Origin of the sequence: Pedobacter quisquiliarum (assembly GCF_014642175.1) — a bacterium.
Classification (GTDB): Bacteria; Bacteroidota; Bacteroidia; order Sphingobacteriales; family Sphingobacteriaceae; genus Pedobacter; species Pedobacter quisquiliarum.
In genome coordinates, this window is sequence record NZ_BMIL01000001.1 from 424930 (window position 1) to 441893 (window position 16964).

15 protein-coding genes and 1 tRNA gene are annotated in these 16964 nt (G+C 46.2%); 5 read left to right on the forward strand and 11 right to left on the reverse strand.

The window, feature by feature from the left end; genetic code table 11:
- The 4 genes from IEW69_RS01935 to IEW69_RS01950 form a co-directional block, all read right to left on the reverse strand.
- Positions 1-789: an SDR family oxidoreductase gene (locus IEW69_RS01935; protein WP_188625132.1), complete on the reverse strand. Its 789-nt coding sequence runs from the start codon at positions 787-789 to the stop codon at positions 1-3.
- A 5-nt stretch (positions 790-794) separates the two neighbouring features.
- Entirely contained in the window at positions 795-1046 is a 252-nt protein-coding gene (locus IEW69_RS01940) for a YtxH domain-containing protein (protein WP_188625133.1), read from the reverse strand.
- A 92-nt stretch (positions 1047-1138) separates the two neighbouring features.
- Entirely contained in the window at positions 1139-2434 is a 1296-nt protein-coding gene (locus IEW69_RS01945; protein WP_188625134.1) for a GntT/GntP/DsdX family permease, read from the reverse strand.
- A gap of 1 nt (position 2435) precedes the next feature.
- On the reverse strand, positions 2436-3935 hold the full coding sequence (locus IEW69_RS01950) for a gluconokinase (RefSeq protein ID WP_188625135.1): 1500 nt from the start codon (positions 3933-3935) through the stop codon (positions 2436-2438).
- A 144-nt stretch (positions 3936-4079) separates the two neighbouring features.
- Between IEW69_RS01950 and IEW69_RS01955 the strand changes: the two genes are divergently transcribed.
- Positions 4080-5816, forward strand: coding sequence for an ABC transporter ATP-binding protein (locus IEW69_RS01955; RefSeq protein WP_188625136.1), 1737 nt, complete (start codon positions 4080-4082; stop codon positions 5814-5816).
- A complete protein-coding gene (locus IEW69_RS01960) occupies positions 5800-7557 on the forward strand; it encodes an ABC transporter ATP-binding protein (protein ID WP_188625137.1) in 1758 nt (585 codons plus the stop codon). The genes IEW69_RS01955 and IEW69_RS01960 overlap by 17 nt, the downstream gene beginning before the upstream one ends.
- On the opposite strand, the gene IEW69_RS01965 is transcribed toward IEW69_RS01960, so the two are convergent.
- The gene (locus IEW69_RS01965) at positions 7554-8741 is read right to left on the reverse strand and encodes a metallophosphoesterase (protein WP_188625138.1); all 1188 of its coding nucleotides are present in this window, start codon (positions 8739-8741) and stop codon (positions 7554-7556) included. The two genes, IEW69_RS01960 and IEW69_RS01965, sit on opposite strands and share 4 nt — an antisense overlap.
- A gap of 109 nt (positions 8742-8850) precedes the next feature.
- Between IEW69_RS01965 and IEW69_RS01970 the strand changes: the two genes are divergently transcribed.
- The gene (locus IEW69_RS01970) at positions 8851-10125 is read left to right on the forward strand and encodes an NAD(P)/FAD-dependent oxidoreductase (protein WP_188625139.1); all 1275 of its coding nucleotides are present in this window, start codon (positions 8851-8853) and stop codon (positions 10123-10125) included.
- Here the strand turns inward: IEW69_RS01970 and IEW69_RS01975 are convergent, their stop codons facing one another.
- Together IEW69_RS01975 and IEW69_RS01980 are read right to left on the reverse strand one after the other, a co-directional pair.
- Positions 10126-10779: a PAS domain-containing protein gene (locus IEW69_RS01975; RefSeq protein WP_188625140.1), complete on the reverse strand. Its 654-nt coding sequence runs from the start codon at positions 10777-10779 to the stop codon at positions 10126-10128. It abuts the gene before it with no gap.
- Positions 10780-10787: 8 nt separating this feature from the next.
- Entirely contained in the window at positions 10788-11603 is an 816-nt protein-coding gene (locus IEW69_RS01980; RefSeq protein WP_188625141.1) for an alpha/beta fold hydrolase, read from the reverse strand.
- Between the two features lie 148 nt (positions 11604-11751).
- On the opposite strand from IEW69_RS01980, the gene IEW69_RS01985 reads away from it, so the two are divergent.
- Positions 11752-11835 (forward strand) — tRNA-Leu (locus IEW69_RS01985).
- Positions 11836-12091: 256 nt separating this feature from the next.
- Positions 12092-13270 (forward strand): GAF domain-containing sensor histidine kinase, encoded by a 1179-nt coding sequence (locus tag IEW69_RS01990; RefSeq protein ID WP_188625142.1) that lies wholly within the window; start codon positions 12092-12094, stop codon positions 13268-13270.
- Positions 13271-13302: 32 nt separating this feature from the next.
- On the opposite strand, the gene IEW69_RS01995 is transcribed toward IEW69_RS01990, so the two are convergent.
- The 4 genes from IEW69_RS01995 to IEW69_RS02010 are packed head-to-tail and all read right to left on the reverse strand — an operon-like array spanning position 13303 to position 16939.
- A complete protein-coding gene (locus IEW69_RS01995) occupies positions 13303-13869 on the reverse strand; it encodes a helix-turn-helix domain-containing protein (protein ID WP_188625143.1) in 567 nt (188 codons plus the stop codon).
- Positions 13870-13878: 9 nt separating this feature from the next.
- Positions 13879-14094: a heavy-metal-associated domain-containing protein gene (locus tag IEW69_RS02000; protein ID WP_188625144.1), complete on the reverse strand. Its 216-nt coding sequence runs from the start codon at positions 14092-14094 to the stop codon at positions 13879-13881.
- 11 nt (positions 14095-14105) lie between these two features.
- Entirely contained in the window at positions 14106-16346 is a 2241-nt protein-coding gene (locus IEW69_RS02005; RefSeq protein ID WP_229663482.1) for a heavy metal translocating P-type ATPase, read from the reverse strand.
- Positions 16347-16399: 53 nt separating this feature from the next.
- Positions 16400-16939 carry a GNAT family N-acetyltransferase gene (locus IEW69_RS02010; RefSeq protein ID WP_188625146.1) on the reverse strand — a complete coding sequence of 180 codons (540 nt, stop codon included), beginning with the start codon at positions 16937-16939 and terminating at the stop codon, positions 16400-16402.
- Positions 16940-16964: the final 25 nt, after the last annotated feature.

Below are 16964 nucleotides of genomic sequence, written 5' to 3' on the forward strand. Positions count from 1 at the left end.
TTAGGTCAGGCTGGGCGTTCTGCCGCCATCGACCGGAATACTTACCCCATGCACATAAGCTGCTGCCGGGCTTGCCAGAAAGGCAATCACGTTTGCAATTTCGCTCGCTTCTCCAAATCGCTTTAAGGGGATTGTGGCTTCCATTGCTGCTGCAACGTCAGACTCCGACTTACCTGCCGCTTTAGCTGTTGAAGCAACCAAGCTGCTTAGTCGCGCTGTGTTGGTCAATCCAGGTAAGATATTGTTTATGGTAATGTTGTATGGACCAATTTCATTGGCTAGTGTTTTTGACCAGGCGGCAACGGCAGCACGAATGGTATTGGAAACGCCTAGTCCAGCTAAGGGTGTCTTAATGGAAGTGGAGATAATGTTGATGATGCGGCCATAGTTCGCTTCCCTCATGGCAGGTAGCACGGCATTTACAAGATTCTGATTATTGATAAGGTGTTGTTGGAAAGCTCCGGTAAATTCTTCGCTGGCTGCTATGGCTATGGGGCCGGCTTTTGGTCCTCCGGAATTGTTTATCAGGATGTGAACAGGCTGTTCGCTGATGATTTCCTTAATCCCATTTTGCACGGCTTGTATGTCCGTAAAATCCGCAACTTTAAATTGATGTTTCTGACCTTCGGCAACCGGCAGTTTGTTTAATGCTTCCTGAAGTCGGTTGGCATTACGTGCGAAAAGGATACAGTTTGCACCAAGACTGGCCAGTTCAATTGCAGCGGCCAGGCCAATGCCCTGAGAGCTTCCACAAATAACGGCTGTCTTGCTTGATAAGGAAAGATCCATAAGCTCTAGGCGCTTGTTTTGGTTCGTTGTTGTTCAAGACGTTCTCGGAGGGCGAATTTAAGACCATCTTTGAGGTTGTCTAACAGGTTGTACTGATTTTCAGCATTGTCGATCAGGTTGTCGCTGAAGTTGGTAAAAAAGAGATCTACTTTACGGCGTGAGTTCCTGCCCTTTGAAGGTGCGAACAAAATCCCCAGGGCTGCACCCACGGCAACACCCGCTAAAAGGTTTACAATCACTTTAGAGTTGTCTTTCATTTTTCGATATGGATAAGGGCCGACGAGCGTTAATAACGCACCATAATGAGCAATTTTAAGGCCAAAAGGGGCTTCATATCCACTTTGATACGTTAGTAAAGCAGCTGGTTGAGGAGGAGTACACCCACAATGCCCAGCACCGAAACGATGGTTTCCATCAGCGTCCAGGTTTTGAAAGTTTCTTTTAAGGTCAAGCCAAAATATTCCTTGAACATCCAGAACCCGGTATCGTTAACATGGGAGAACATCAGACTTCCTGCCCCCACTGCAAGCACCATGAGTTCTGGGGATGCGCCCGCAACAACAAAAGGCACGACCATTCCAGAAGCGGTAAGTGCAGCGACGGTCGCCGAGCCAAGTGTGACGCGGAGCAAGGCGGCAATGAGCCAGCCCAGGAATAACGGAGAAGCATTGATGCTGTTTGCGAGTGTTTTGACGTCTTCCCCAATACCGCTGTCTACCAGGATTTGCTTGAAGGCGCCACCGGCGGCAATGATCAACAGGATCATGGCAACCCCTTTTACACCTTCTGTACAGGAGTCCATCGCTTTAGCAATAGGCAAGTCTTGCAACATCAAGGTGATGAACAAGGCAATCAGCAAAGCGATTGTTGGGTCGGAGATGAAGATAAAGAAAGCCCTGACCGCACCATCTGAAAAGGCAATTGTGCCGAGGGTTCCTGCTGTGATCAGGACAATGGGCGAAAGTGCAATGATGAAGCTCTTGAATGCGGAAGGCAGGAGGTGAACATCTTCAAAGGTGATGATCTGGTTGAGGTCCCGCGTTCTATCTGTTTTGATGATCATCCTTGGAAAGAATATTCCTGCAATGATTGCAATGGGAATGCTTAGCGCAAAACCGTAGATCAGGAGTTTGCCAATATCTGCGTGAAAGATGCCGGCTAAAGCAACGGGGCCGGGGTGAGGAGGCAGGTAACCGTGTGTAACGGATAATGCTGCCGCCATGGGTATGCCGACATACAACTTAGGTAGTTTTGCTGCACCGGCGATGGCGAACACCAGCGGGATAAGTACCACAAACCCAGCATTGTAAAAGAGTGGTATGCCCACGAGTATACCGGTAATCAATACGGCCCATTGTATATGTTTTGCACCAAATAGTCTGATCAAAACGACGACAATGCTTTTCGCGGCACCACTATCTTCCGCAAGTTTACCGATCATGGCACCTAAGGCGAGCACCATGGTCATGCTGCCCAGCGTGCTGCCGATACCGTTGTTTATCGATGCCATTACTTTCAATATCGGCATCCCTAGCATCAGCCCGGTAGCAATAGAAGCGATGAGGAGCGACAGCATCGGGTTGATTTTTCGGACAATTAGAACCAACAGAATGATTATTCCGGCAAGAACGTATAGAAAATCCATGTTAGAGGTTTAGACTTTTAAGATTGTGCATAACTGTTTTCAGGTTGTCATAGAGGCTGCCGTAGATTGGCTGCAGGCTTTTGTAAGTCTCATATTGTTTATAGTCGGGCAAAATAGCATGACTTTCTGTAGAAAGTTTCGCTTCCAGCTGTGCTTCCGGATGGAGGACACGAGCAGCCAGGATTGCGGCACCTATGGCGGAGGCATCATCAGCCTGAACCACGACCAGCTTTTTGCCGGTGACATTTGCAAGTACCTGAACCCAAACCGGGGCATTGAGGAAGCCACCGCTGATATTCAGTTGTTTTATTGGCATTGTTGCCTGCTCTACAGCGAGCAGCACCTCGTTGATCGCCATGCAAACGCCTTCCACAACTGCTCTGAAGAAATGCCGCTGCTCGTGATGTAACTGCAATCCAACAAAGTTTGCCGAAACCGCGGTGTCCCAAACGGGCGCACGCTCTCCTGTAAGGTAAGGGACAAAGATCAGCCCGTTCGCGCCAGCAGATGTCGCTTCTACCTGACTGAAGAAGAAGTCGTAATCTGCCGCTTCGGGTTCCGGTTTGTTTAGAAACTTTTCTATTGCCCAATTGATGGCTATGCCGCCATTATTCAGCGGCCCGCCGCACACATATGTCTTTTCATCCAGCAGATAGTTGAATGTCATGGCTTTAAAGTTGTAAACGGGTGCGTCGCTGGTGACGCGAACTGCGGCGCTGGTGCCGATGGTGAGCGCGGCTTTATTGTCGTCGGTCACCGCACTACCAAGATTTGCACAACAGCCATCACTGGAACCCACCACGATAGGGAGTGGCTTGCTCAGGCCAAGGTTTTCCATGAGCGGGTGTTCCGTTAAAGACCTGTGGAAGCCCGTGTTTACCGGTGTAGAAAGTTTGTCAGCAGCGATGCCCGCAATTTCCATGATTGCCGGGCTCCATTCCAGTTTTATGATGTCGAACAGACCAGTAGCAGAGGCAATTCCATAGTCAATTTCAAATTCCTGGAACAGCTTAAACCAGATGTATTCTTTTATGGAGATGAATTTATGCGTTTGCTCGAAAAGTTCGGGCATGTTGCCTTTGAGCCATAAAAGTTTGCATAAGGGTGACATGGCGTGGATTGGCGTGCCCGAGGTATTGTAGATGAATTCCGCTTCTGCGCTCTCCCGGAGTAATTCTGCCATACGCTCACTTCTTGCATCGGCCCAGGTGATCATGTTATGGAGTGGGGTACCGTCGGCCTTTACCGGAATGAAGCTGTGCATGGCACTACTGATGCTGATCGCATCGGGTGCATATCCGATGGCCTGGACGGTCTCCTGAAGACAATCCTGGAAGCCGGTCCAGAGCGCTTCCGGCTCTTGTTCACTATAGCCAGGTTCAGGGTTGAGGGTGGGATATGACGATTGTGACACGTTAAGTACATTTCCTTCTAAGTCTACAGAAACAGCTTTGGTGCTGCCTGTGCCGATGTCAACGCCGACGATGTAGGGTTTAAGCATGCAATTCTATTTGGTTGTTGGCCCTAAGATATAAAACTGTTCCTGAAACGCACATTCCGCCATTGCTTAGTTCCCGCAATCTTCTTCGTATTGTTAATTATTCGTGTATTTTTGGTCATCATACCTCGCAAGCCAACAGACCACATGGACAAACCGACGGCCGTCAAAAAGCCTAGTATATTCAGCTTATTAAAGCCATACAAAAAGCTTATTGCTTTGCTCGTGCTATTTGCGTTGATCAGTAATGGGGTGAACCTGCTTTTACCTGCGCTGATTTCTCATGGTATAGACACCTACACCGCAGGTACTTTCGATATGAAACACGTGGTGAGCCTGTTCCTTTTGGCCATCACTATGATTTTCGTGTTTACCTACGCGCAAAGTATTGTCCAAACCTATGCTTCAGAGCAGGTGGCGCGGGATCTAAGAACCCGACTTGCAGATCAGATCTCCAGGCAGAGCCATGCATTTGTGCAAAAGACAAATCCGAATAAGCTGTTGACCAACCTCACCGCAGATGTGGACTCCATAAAGCTTTTTGTATCACAGGCAATTGTGTCCATGGTTTCCTCTGCTTTTTTAATCATCGGCGCCAGTGTTTTACTATTATCCATAAACTGGAAGTTGGGACTGGCTATTGTAGCCATTATCCCGATCATCGGCATCACATTTTACATGGTATTGCTTAAGGTTAAAGTGCTTTTTAAGCAGAGCCGTGAAGTAATCGACTGGTTGAACAAGGTCATCAATGAAAGTATTCTCGGATCGGCCATTATAAGGGTGATCAATTCGCAGCAGCTTGAAGCTTACAAGTTTATAGAGGCAAATGCCAGGGCTAGAGACATATCCTTATCCATTCTGGCACTTTTCGCGGGCCTTATTCCGCTAATCATCTTTGTTTCCAACTTCGCTGGATTGACAATCTTGGTTTTAGGGGGACATTTTGTAATTACAGGTTCCATGAGTCTGGGGGAGTTTGCCGCCTTTAACAGCTATCTGGCCATCCTGATTTTCCCAATTCTGGTTATTGGGTTTATGAGTAACGTTATTGCGCAGGCTACGGCTTCTTATGGAAGAGTAGAGGGCGTGCTGAACAGTGTGGAAGTGCCGGAACAAGGCACCATTGACACGCCCTTGCATGGGGCGATAGAGATGGCGGATGTGAGCTTATATTTTGGGCAAAAGCCGGCCTTGAAGCACATCAGCTTTAAGCTTTCCCCTGGCTCGAAAACGGCGATCATCGGTCCAACGGCTGCTGGAAAGAGCCAGCTGCTGTACCTCCTTACCGGTCTGATACAAGCAGACTCCGGTCGCATCCTGTTTGATGGCCATGCACTTGAAGCTTACAAACAGGATAACTTCTATAAACAACTGGGTTTTGTATTTCAGGATAGCATCATATTCAACATGAGCCTTCGTGAAAATATCGCATTTAGCGATACGGTGACTGATGCCTCACTTAAACTCGCAATAGATACCGCAGAGCTGCATGATTTCATCAATGCACTTCCGCAGAAACTTGACACCATTGTTTCTGAACGGGGTTCTAGTCTTTCTGGCGGGCAAAAGCAGCGGATTATGCTGGCGCGCGCACTGGCAATAAATCCAAAATTGCTGTTGCTGGATGACTTTACAGCAAGGGTAGATACTCTAACTGAAAAGAAGATATTGGACAACATCCAGCGGAACTACCCTGGATTAACATTGCTCTCTGTGACGCAGAAAGTGGCTGCTGTAGAAAATTATGACAAGGTCATTGTCATTATGCAGGGGGAAATTGTGGCGCAGGGAACCCACCAGGAACTGATGAAAAGCAGTCCGGAATACGTACAAATTCATACCTCACAACAGAGTACAAGCAACTATGAATTACAATCTTAATCAGGATACTACCAAAGAGAAAACCTCAACAGTAGCTGCCCTGAGGAAATTACTACAACTGATTGCCTCCGAGCAAAAGACATTGTTGCTGGGGATGATCACAATTCTTATAAACTCCGGCTTATTGTTGATTGGACCATTGATTATTGGGTACACCATTGATCATTATGTGCGTACAAAAGATTTCAATGGGGTACTGCAATATGCAGGGATACTGCTTGGGATGTACCTGCTGGCGCTTGTTACCGGATACTTTCAATCGAAACTAATGGGGGGAGTGGCACAACGGATGCTGTATACGCTACGGAATGCCATATTCAACAAGATACAGGAATTGCCAGTTGCTTTCTTCAATCAGAATAAGGCGGGCGACCTGATCTCCAGGGTGAATAATGATACAGACAAGATCAATCAGTTCTTTTCACAATCGCTGATGCAATTTATTGGAAGTATGGTCACCATGATTGGTGCAGGTGCTTTCTTGCTATCCATCAATACGAGGCTTGGTGCAGCGGCATTGGCGCCGGCGGTCTTCATACTGGTATTTACCGGATTGGTTTCCCCATGGGTGAAAAAGAAAAATGCCAGGAACCTGCAGAAGGTTGGCGGCTTAAGCGCAGAGATACAGGAGAGCCTCAACAATTTTAAGGTTATCATCGCTTTCAACCGGAGAGATTATTTCAGAAAGCGGTTTGATGAAGCCAATCAGGCCAGCTACAGTTCTGCCATTGGTGCCGGTATGGCTAATAATATTTTTGTACCGGTATATGGACTTTTCTCAGGGATGGCGCAGCTGATTGTGCTTGCTTATGGGATTTACCTGATCAGCATTGGGGATTTTACCGTGGGCTTACTGGTGAGTTACTTTTCTTATGCTACTAACTTTTATAATCCGTTAAGGCAATTGGCGGCGCTATGGGCAAACTTTCAGGTTGCCATGGCAGGGTGGGACAGGATCTCTGCAATTCTAAACATGGAGAATGATTTACAGGTACATCCTAAAACAGATCAAGTAGCAGGCGCCGCGCTGCTGGAATTCAGGGATGTCAACTTTGGATATGAGCCCGGTAAGGACATCCTTCATGGTATAAACTTTAGTCTGGAAAAGGGGAAGACCTATGCACTTATCGGTCCTACAGGCGGGGGAAAGACAACTACTGCCTCGTTAATTGCGCGGCTTTATGACCCGACTAAGGGAAAGATTCTACTAAATGGACGCGATATCCGTAGTTACTCCACGGAAGAAAGAACCCAGCAAATTGGCTTTATTCTGCAGGAACCGTTTTTGTTTTCCGGTACGGTTAGGGACAACATCCTTTATGGCAATGCTAAATACAAGGACTACGATAACCAGGCTTTAGAGGCGGTGATTAAAACGGCTGGTCTGGAGGAACTTCTGGGTTTGTTTGATGAAGGACTGGATACACCGGTAAGCTCCGGTTCGGACAACATTAGCCTGGGACAAAAGCAGTTGATCGCTTTCATGCGGGCGGTGTTAAGAAATCCGCAGTTGCTGATCCTCGATGAAGCCACGGCGAATATTGACACGATCACTGAGCAACTCTTGAGCGCCATACTTAATAACCTTTCAAAAGAGACCACAGTGGTTATCATCGCGCATCGCCTGAACACCATTGAGAATGCCGACGAAATCTTCTTCGTGAACTCCGGGGAACTCATTCGGGCAGGTACGATGCAGCATGCGTTATCGCTGCTGCTGGCGGAGAAGCGGAGCAGCTAAACTTTTCTTTTCAGCGTGATGACGGTGATTTCCGGCCAGATACCGACTCTGCCGGAGAAGCCAATGAAGCCGAAGCCACGATTGATGTTCAGATAACGACCTTGATCTTCTTTAATACCGGCCCAGTGCGCATAACGGTATTTCACCGGGCTCCACTTTACGCCAAAGGCTTCCAGACCGAACTGCATGCCGTGGGTATGGCCAGCAAGGGTAAGGTGTACCTTTGAGGCGAGTTGTTTGACTTCCGACTCCCAGTGTGTTGGGTCGTGAGAGAGCAGGACTTTAAACGCGACAGGGTTGACACCTGCTAAAGCCTTTCGCAAGTCCCCACGTTGTCCGAATCCCAGCCCCCAGTTCTCAACTCCAGCTAGAATGATTGACTGCCCATCTTTCTCGAGCTTTACATGTTCATCAAGCAACAGCCGATACCCCATTTGTCCGTGCAAGGATTTTAGCTGTTCCAGATTTGCCCGTTTGTTTGCCTCTGATTCCCATTTCACGTAGTCCCCATAATCGTGATTTCCCAATACGGAGAACTGTCCGAACGGCGCCTTAATCGTGGAAAATAAATCCATCCAGGGCACAATTTCTGAAGCTTTGTTGTTCACCAGGTCACCCGTGAATACGAATAAATCGGACTGCTGTTTGTGAATCAGGTCTATGCCTTTTTTCACGGCTTTACGGTTGTGAAAGCTTCCGGCATGGACATCGGAGATCTGCGTAATCGTAAATCCGTCGAACGCAGCTGGAAGATCTTCGAACTCCAGTGTATGGCGGATGACACGGTAGGCATATTTGCCACGCAGCATGCCGTAGACAAAGATGAGGATGGTGAAAATCAGCATTGCGGAGGCAAAGACCACCCAGCTATATTTTCTGGGTTGATGAAGTATAAGGCGGTAGACGTCACCCGGCAGGAGAAAGATCGCAAACACAAGCTCACTGACCACGATAATTAGAAATGCATGGGAAATGATTTTGAAGAACTGGTCCATGCCATTGGTCTGAATTCTTTTGAAGGCGATTATGAGGGCGGCAGAAAGACTTGCGATCACTGCCCAGAAGATTAAAGGCAGGATGGGGCTACCACTCAGAAACTGCAGACCGGAGAGCGTGTAAATGTTGATGAGGAAAAATGCGATAAGAAAGAGGGCTAACGGTATTAAAGGGTTTTTTCTTTTCATGAAGTATTAAGTTGAACTTGCAGCGGCTATAAGCCGGTTTGCTTTGCTTATTAATTGAATTGTAAACTATCTACACTTAGCAATGTTTAATAAAAATCAGATTTAGATTATGCAGAAACATATAGTGGTTGTTGGTGGCGGATTTGCAGGCATAAACCTGGCCAAAAGTTTAGGCAGGCATTCCGACCTCAAGGTAACGTTAGTAGATAAGAACAATTATAACTTTTTTCCCCCACTTGTTTACCAGGTTGCCACCGCCTTTTTAGAGCCCTCGAGTATAAGTTATCCCTTCCGTAAACTTTTTGCAGGCAAAAAGAATCTTTTCTTCAGGTTGGGCAGGTTGAAGCAGGTAAAACCGGATGTCAATGCCATTGTGCTGGATAACGGTGAATTAAGCTACGATTACCTGGTGTTTGCTACCGGTGCGGAGACAAACTTCTTCGGCAACGAGAACATAAAGAAACATGCTATTCCAATGAAGACCCTGAGCGATGCCATCGCCATGAGAAATGTTTTGCTGATGCGCATGGAACAGGCTTCAATTACGACGGATCCGCAGGAGGCAAATCGTTTGTTGACTATGGTTATTGCTGGCGGGGGACCTACAGGTGTGGAGATTTCAGGGATGTTCGCTGAGATGAAGAAAGGGATTCTCCGGAAGGATTATCCAGAACTGGCGGGGAGCAATGGGAATGTTTACCTGGTTGATGGTGGGAAAAGTGTGCTCTCGCCAATGAGTGAGAAATCTCAGCAAGATACGACAGAAGTGTTGACGCGGCTCGGGGTGAAATTGATCATGAGCACCCATGTTAATGACTTTGACGGTGATACTGTAACGCTTTCTGACGGGATGCAGATTGCTTCAAAGAATTTGATCTGGGCCGCGGGTGTTACTGCAAAGATGTTTGAAGGTTTACCAGAAACCTGGTATGGAAGGGGCAAGCGCCTGCTGGTTGACGAATACAACAAGGTTATTGGCTCCGAAAACATCTATGCGATCGGCGATACTGCCCTGATGCTAAGTGATGCGGATTTTCCGAATGGTCACCCCCAGGTTGCACAAGCTGCAATACAGCAGGGGAAGTTACTAGCAAAGAACTTCAAGAATATGATGGCTGGTAAAACATGGGAGCCGTTTAAGTATCATGATCAGGGTTCTATGGCAATTATTGGCAGTGCAAAAGCGGTTGTAGATTTACCCAAACCGAAGATGCATATGAACGGGTTGATTGCCTGGCTGGTTTGGTTGTTCATCCACTTGATGTCTTTAATCACCTATCGAAATCGTGCACGCACATTCTGGAACTGGACTGTTGCCTATCTTTCCCGAGATCAGTCGCTGCGGATGATCATCAAACCACCAGATCAGGAGGATATTATCTAGCTATAGCGGTAATTGGGTCTGTGATACGATTTCTTTGATCTGGGTATCCAATTCTTCAGCACTCGTCTCCAGTAGCCTGATTAGGTCGGCGCCGTCTTCACTGATCTGAATGTCTTTGAGGATGGAAATCAGGCCCAGCATATTTGCCATGGGTCGTCTGATCATGTGCGACTGGTTCAAGGCGATTTTCATGAACTGCTCATTGTTGTCGTCGATGATCTTTTTTGCAGAGTTCAGGCTATCTTCTGCCATTCTTTTTGCGAGCAGTAATTCTGCTTCATACTTCTTGCGGTCAATGATCTTCAATAGATAAGCATTCACGACAATTACTTTACCGTGTTCATCTTTGTAGGCTTTTGCATTGAACAAAGCGTCGAAGTTTTCCGTAGGCGTGCTAAAACTCAGGCTAATTTCATTGGTGTATTCGCGAAGGTTGAGTAGTGGATTAAGCACCATCTGGAAATACAGGGCGCTGCCTTTGGTAAGTAACTTCAGGAAGTTGGCTGAGGATAGTTCTCGTTCTGTTTTGTCAAAAAAGCTGTAGAAAGTGCAGTTTGCTTTGATGATTTCGCCATCGGGTTTGAATGAAACAAAGCCGATTGGGGCTTCATTAAAGATAAACTCGGGGTCAATATACTTTGAGAACTGATCCATAATTGCGGTTAGGCTTTGTTAAGGAACGGCTTCAAAGCGTTAATTACACCAGTGGGATCGCTAAGGTGCGGGCAGTGGCCAGTGGAGTTCAGGAGGGTGACCTGGTTTCCCGGTGTGATGCCTTCGATATAGGCAGCGATGACTTCATTGGTTAAAAAATCTTCCTGACACTGGATGGTGAGACTTGGAACTTTGAGGTTTTGAAGATCGGCCCGGTTATCGGAAAGAAAGGTTACTCTGGCGAATTTCTTGGCAATTTCAGGGTTGGTACTGCAGAAACTACTTGCGAGACCGTCGGCCAGTTCCGGGCGATCATGATTGCCCATGATATGACCTGCCATGGTACTTGACCAGCCCAGGTAATTGCTGTCCATGATTTCCAGTAGTTCTTCAAGCTCATCCCGCTCCAAGCCACCTGGATAATTAACATCGTTCAGGTAACGCGGCGAGGGTCCGATAAACACAAGTTTGCCGAATTTTTCTGGGGACATGTTTACAGCGAGCAGCCCGATCATGCTACTTACCGAGTGGCCAATAAAGATTACATCTTTCAAATTTAATGTTTCACATATTTCAAGCACATCTTTCGCGTAGCCTTCAAGCGTGCTGTAGCGCTCGTTATCATAAGCATTTAGGTCTGAATTGCCGGCGCCTACATAGTCAAAGAGCACGATTTTGTAGTCTTGCTCAAAGGCGGGCGTAACTAAGCGCCAGGTATTTAGGTCACATCCAAAGCCATGTCCAAACATTAGCACCTGGGTGCCATGTCCGAATACCTTTACATTGTTTCTTAAAACAATTGAAGAATCTAATGCTGTATTCATGGGCTGTTTGAACTTAATTATGGTTTACAAAATTATGTATAATTCTGTAAAATAGGTTAAACATTGATACTTGTTAAGAGAACAGGTATAAAAACCGGGGCAAGTTAGGTTTTATAAATTGGTACAAAGCTCTATATTTGCGGCGTAAACCCGGGTGGCGAAATTGGTAGACGCACCATCTTGAGGGGGTGGCGCTTGAAAAGGCGTGGCAGTTCGAATCTGCTTCCGGGTACATGTAGTGACTACATTTATAGTCAATCACTATTAGAAAAGCCATTACGATAGTAGTGGCTTTTTTACATTAGGTACTATAATAATCAAACAGCTAAATATATCAGGCTTCCGTCTGCAGCCATGGTCTTACTTATGCACGTAAGTCACAGACCGGTTGAGCAAGCCTAAACCGGCCTGTATTATGACTGGCAGGTAACTGATATATTATAATCCTTTAAAAGGATATCGCTTATATTTGCAGCAAATTTTCAAATATGGATAATCTCAGGCCTGACATTCTCTCTGATATTAACACGATACAAAACATACCTGCCATTCCCAACATCTTGTCCGTAATCTGTAAAACGACCGGGATGGGCTTTGCTGCTGTTGCACGGGTTACATCAGAACAATGGATCGCCTGCAGTATTCACGATGAAATAAATTTCGGCCTACAACCAGGGGGCGAGCTTGCACTTGAAACCACGATTTGCAATGAAATCCGTCAGACCGATGCGCCGATAATTATTAATGATGTGTCGGAAGATCCTATGTTTTGCGATCATCACACCCCAAAATTGTATGGTTTCAGGAGTTATATTTCAATTCCAATTTACCGTAAAGAGGGTGGCTTTTTTGGGACACTCTGTGCGATCGATCCCAAACCAGCATCCTTTGACAGATCTCATGTGTTAGAAATGTTCAAGCTCTACGCCGACCTGATCTCTTTTTATCTAAGTGCAATACAGCAGGTTGATAGTTCCCAGCAGGAACTTGCTGACGAACGTAAGACTGCGGAGCTTCGGGATCAGTTTATTGCGATTTTAGGTCACGATCTTAGAAATCCCCTGGGCGCGATCTCCAGTAGTGCACAATTGCTGGTGAAGATGCTTACCGAGGAAAAGCTTCTTAAACTTGCCAGAATTATAAAGAACAGTGCTTTTAGGATGAACGGCCTGATTGAGAACGTTCTTGACTTCGCACGCGGGCGGTTAGGGGAGGGCATAATGCTGGAGCTGAAGGAAGAGAACGTTGATGAAGCCTTGAAGCAGGTCGTAACAGAACTGCAAACCTCATCTCCGGATGCCGATATCAATTTCAGAAGCAATCTGGCTGAACCTGTAAACTGTGATATCCGAAGAATTTCCCAGCTGTTTTCCAACCTGTTGGGCAACGCACTTACACACGGCGACAAAAGTGCAGCTATCGAGGTAAATGCAACATCGGCAGATGGCGTTTTTGAACTTGCAGTAAGCAATAAGGCCACTAAAATCCCTGAGGCCACGTTAAAACAATTATTTCAACCCTTTTCAAGGGGAAAGATTAAAAAGGAGCAGCAGGGATTAGGGTTAGGACTGTACATTGCTTCCGAGATTGCAAACGCACACGGCGGAACCCTAACCGTCAACTCCACGGAAGATCAGATTACCTTTACCTTCAGGCTGCAATCCTGAAGTAAAGTCGTCATTACGCACCATAAGACGTTCTAAATTCTATCCAATGGCTGTCGACCGGCGGTGCTTTCCTGCTTATATACGCTGGGCGAGACACCGACCACATTCTTAAATTGCGTGGAAAGGTGACCACTACTGCTATAACCCATCTGCAAGGCAATCTCATTAATGTTCATTTCACCATACTGAAGTAATTCTTTCACCTTTTCAACCTTCTGCTGAATAATGAATTTTTCAATGGTCCTATTCTCATGTTCAGAGAAAAGTCTGCTTAAATAACTGTAATCCCGGTTCAACTGCGCTGCCAAACGTGTAGAATAGTTGATGTTCGCCTGATCAGAGGTTTCCGGATGATGAATCGAAGTGATAATGATATTTCGAATCTGTTCTACAAGCCGATCTTTCTCTTTGTCGATCAACTCAAAGCCAAGCAGCTGTAAGGATGCGCCAAGGTCCAGAAGCTGCTGTTCGTCAAGGTCCTGCACAATTTTTACCCGTCCCAGGGTGATGTCCATGATTGAAATTCCCCGCTGTTCCAGCTGCTGTCGTACAACCATGACACACCTGTCGCATACCATATTTTTGATGTGTAGTACCATCGGTCTGCCTTACAGAATGGTCTCCGCCTGATATCCAGCTTTATTCAGCTCAGATATAACCTGCGTAGTATCTAACTCGTCTGTAGCAGTAACAGTAAGGGTTTTATCGGGATTTTTGGTGTCAACAGACCAGTCCTGGATATCTGAAATTCCATTTAGAAAAGGCGTTACCGTAGCAATGCAGTTGCCACATTTGATATTGGTTTTGAATTTATATGTTTCCATGATTTGAAATGTTAAAGTGAGATGTATTTTAGTCGCAGGCTATTTGCAACAACGGACACTGAACTTAGCGCCATCGCTGCTCCTGCAATCATCGGATTGAGCATGAAGCCAAAAGCCGGATAGAGTATGCCAGCCGCAATTGGGATGCCAATGAGGTTGTAAATGAACGCCCAGAATAGGTTCTGGCGAATCGTTTTCACAGTTATTCTGGATAGTTTAAGCGCTTTTGGTACATGCATCAAATCTGAAGACATCAGCGTCATACCCGCAACATCTATCGCAATGTCAGATCCTTTCCCCATAGCAATGGACAGGTCAGCTGTCGCTAAAGCCTGACTATCATTGATGCCATCGCCGATCATACCAACAACTTTACCCTGGCCTTGCAACTGCTTTACAAAAGCGGCTTTATCCTCCGGCAACATATTCGCCTTGAAATGCTTAATACCAACCTTCAACGCCACAGCCGCGGCAGTATGTTCATTGTCGCCAGTGAGCATCACCACCTCAATATGACTGCGGTTTAACTGTTTAATCGCCTCAGCGGAACTGGCTTTAATCTTGTCTTCGATCGTTGCAATCGCTAATACCTGTTCTTCATCTGCAAAGTAAATCAAGGTTTTAGCACCATCTTGCAATAGACTTGCCTGTGCTTCGATCTTATCACCTATTGATATGTTATTTGAGGAAAGCAAAGCGGCGTTACCCACAAAGTACTTGCGTCCATTATGACTGCCAACCACACCTTTTCCGGTTATGCTTTCAAAATCTTTCAGATCAATCACACCATTAGTTGAGGATTGCAGATGTTTTACTACAGCAGCGGCAAGTGGGTGTTCAGATTGCTGCTCCAGCGAAAGTAATATCTGGTTAAGTTCTGCCGCAAGTGGTTTTGAATGTTCAAAATAATGAAGCGTTGAAACGACCGGCTCACCTTGGGTGATGGTCCCGGTTTTGTCGAAAATTAAGGTGTTTACTTTGACGCCGAGTTCAAGTGCTTCTGCATCCTTAATCAGGATGCCCTGTGCTGCACCTTTGCCAATCCCCACCATCAAAGCCGTAGGCGTAGCAAGTCCCAGGGCACATGGACATGCAATTACAAGCACGGTTACAGTCGCCATAAGGCCCTGTGTAGTCGCATTCACGCCACCCAAGAGCAGCCATACCAACAGCGTCAGTGCGGCAACACCTAAGACCACAGGTACAAAGACGCTTGCAACTTTATCCACAAGCTTCTGTATTGGTGCTTTAGAACCTTGCGCCTCCTGAACAAGTTTTATAATCTGCGCCAACGTGGTTTCCGCACCTACTTTGGTAGCGACCATTTGGAAACTGCCTTTTTGATTGATGGTCCCAGCAAAAACCTGGCTTCCTACGGACTTCAGCACTGGAACGGGTTCCCCTGTGATCATGCTTTCATCCACGTAGGAGCTACCCTGCCGGAGTGCTCCATCAACAGGGATCTGCTGACCTGGCTTAACCAATACCACAGCGCCGAGTTGCACCTCCGATAAAGGGATTTCCCGCTCTCCACTTTCATCCAATACAATTAAAGTTCGTGGCTGGAGGCCCATCAGTTTCTTAATAGCAGTGGCTGTATTAGCTTTTGCCCCAGCTTCAAGCACCTTACCGAGCATGATGGATACGATTACGACGGCTGCAGCTTCAAAGTAGACATGTGGATGCAAGCCTCTGCGGTGCCAGAACTCCGGATAAAAGGTATTGAATGTGCTGAAAAGAAAAGCGGTTCCTGTACTAAGTGCAACGAGCGTATCCATATTTGCCCGGAGATGTAAAGCCTGTTTAAATGCATTTGCAAAAAAGGACCTGCCAAAAATGAAGAGCACAGGCGTACTCAGCGCAAGCATGATGAAGTTTGCATACGGCAGATCCATCATAAACATCCCAAGAATAGCGATCGGTATGGTAAGGATCACCGCAAAGATCAAACGCCTTTTTAAACTTACATAAGCATCACGTTGAATTTCCTGCTGTTTCTCCAGACCGTTTACTTCATCAAGAATCAAATCGTATCCCGCGTCTTGAACGGCTTGCTTTAAACTTTCAGGTTTTACGAAATCAGGTTGGTAGGTCACTTTAAGCGTCTGACTTGCGTAGTTTACCAACGCTTCATTTACCCCTGGTAAGTCTGCAATGCTTTGCTCAACGCTGGCCGCACATCCTGCGCAAGACATACCCGTCACGGGAATGTTCAGCGTACTCGTATGTTCCATGCTTTTATTAGCTTTCATGTCAACAAAGTTACGGATCACCATGAAAGCAATTTTACATCATTCAGCGTATTTTATCTAAAATTCTGTATCGCGAGCTTATAGGTGCACAACACGTTAAGCCCTTCTTTGATAAAGGGGTACTCCAGTGCGACTTGTTTAACCTTTTCGAATCCGTGAGCTTCGTAGAATTTTCTTGCTTTACTTTCTTCCATTACATTCAACCAGAGTATGCTTCGGTCTCTTGTAGCTGCCAATTCAACGATGTAGCGCAGCGCTTCAAGTCCAAAGCCCATCCCGGTAAATGCCTGAAGTATATAAATCTTGTTCAACTCAAGGCAATCCGTTGTGGAATAAGGTGCTAAGGCATTTTCCCTTAGTTTAAAGAAGCCTATTGCACTTTCTTGCTGATACATAAGGTAGAAGGTACATGAAGGATCTTCCAAGTTTGATGCTAATGTAGATTCATCGTAAAACCGCTCCAGGTAAGCTGCGCCTTGATCATGCCAGATTTGTGTGTAGCTCTCTTTGTAAGATTGAACAGCAATTTGATGAAGTATATTGAGCTGTGTTATGGTGCATGGTTTGAATTGAAGGCGTCCGTTTGTTTGCATATGTTAAGCGAAGATAATCATTTCG

Bases quoted from the DNA above. Each gene is read 5' to 3' on its own strand.
- IEW69_RS01955 (WP_188625136.1), top strand. From the start codon at position 4,080: ATGGACAAACCGACGGCCGTCAAAAAGCCTAGTATATTCAGCTTATTA.
- IEW69_RS01970 (WP_188625139.1), top strand. From the start codon at position 8,851: ATGCAGAAACATATAGTGGTTGTTGGTGGCGGATTTGCAGGCATAAAC.
- IEW69_RS01995 (WP_188625143.1), bottom strand. From the start codon at position 13,869: ATGGTACTACACATCAAAAATATGGTATGCGACAGGTGTGTCATGGTT.
- IEW69_RS02005 (WP_229663482.1), bottom strand. From the start codon at position 16,346: ATGAAAGCTAATAAAAGCATGGAACATACGAGTACGCTGAACATTCCC.
- IEW69_RS01990 (WP_188625142.1), top strand. From the start codon at position 12,092: ATGGATAATCTCAGGCCTGACATTCTCTCTGATATTAACACGATACAA.
- IEW69_RS01980 (WP_188625141.1), bottom strand. From the start codon at position 11,603: ATGAATACAGCATTAGATTCTTCAATTGTTTTAAGAAACAATGTAAAG.
- IEW69_RS02000 (WP_188625144.1), bottom strand. From the start codon at position 14,094: ATGGAAACATATAAATTCAAAACCAATATCAAATGTGGCAACTGCATT.
- IEW69_RS01935 (WP_188625132.1), bottom strand. From the start codon at position 789: ATGGATCTTTCCTTATCAAGCAAGACAGCCGTTATTTGTGGAAGCTCT.
- IEW69_RS02010 (WP_188625146.1), bottom strand. From the start codon at position 16,939: ATGCAAACAAACGGACGCCTTCAATTCAAACCATGCACCATAACACAG.
- IEW69_RS01960 (WP_188625137.1), top strand. From the start codon at position 5,800: ATGAATTACAATCTTAATCAGGATACTACCAAAGAGAAAACCTCAACA.
- IEW69_RS01975 (WP_188625140.1), bottom strand. From the start codon at position 10,779: ATGGATCAGTTCTCAAAGTATATTGACCCCGAGTTTATCTTTAATGAA.
- IEW69_RS01945 (WP_188625134.1), bottom strand. From the start codon at position 2,434: ATGGATTTTCTATACGTTCTTGCCGGAATAATCATTCTGTTGGTTCTA.
- IEW69_RS01950 (WP_188625135.1), bottom strand. From the start codon at position 3,935: ATGCTTAAACCCTACATCGTCGGCGTTGACATCGGCACAGGCAGCACC.
- IEW69_RS01965 (WP_188625138.1), bottom strand. From the start codon at position 8,741: ATGAAAAGAAAAAACCCTTTAATACCGTTAGCCCTCTTTCTTATCGCA.
- IEW69_RS01940 (WP_188625133.1), bottom strand. From the start codon at position 1,046: ATGAAAGACAACTCTAAAGTGATTGTAAACCTTTTAGCGGGTGTTGCC.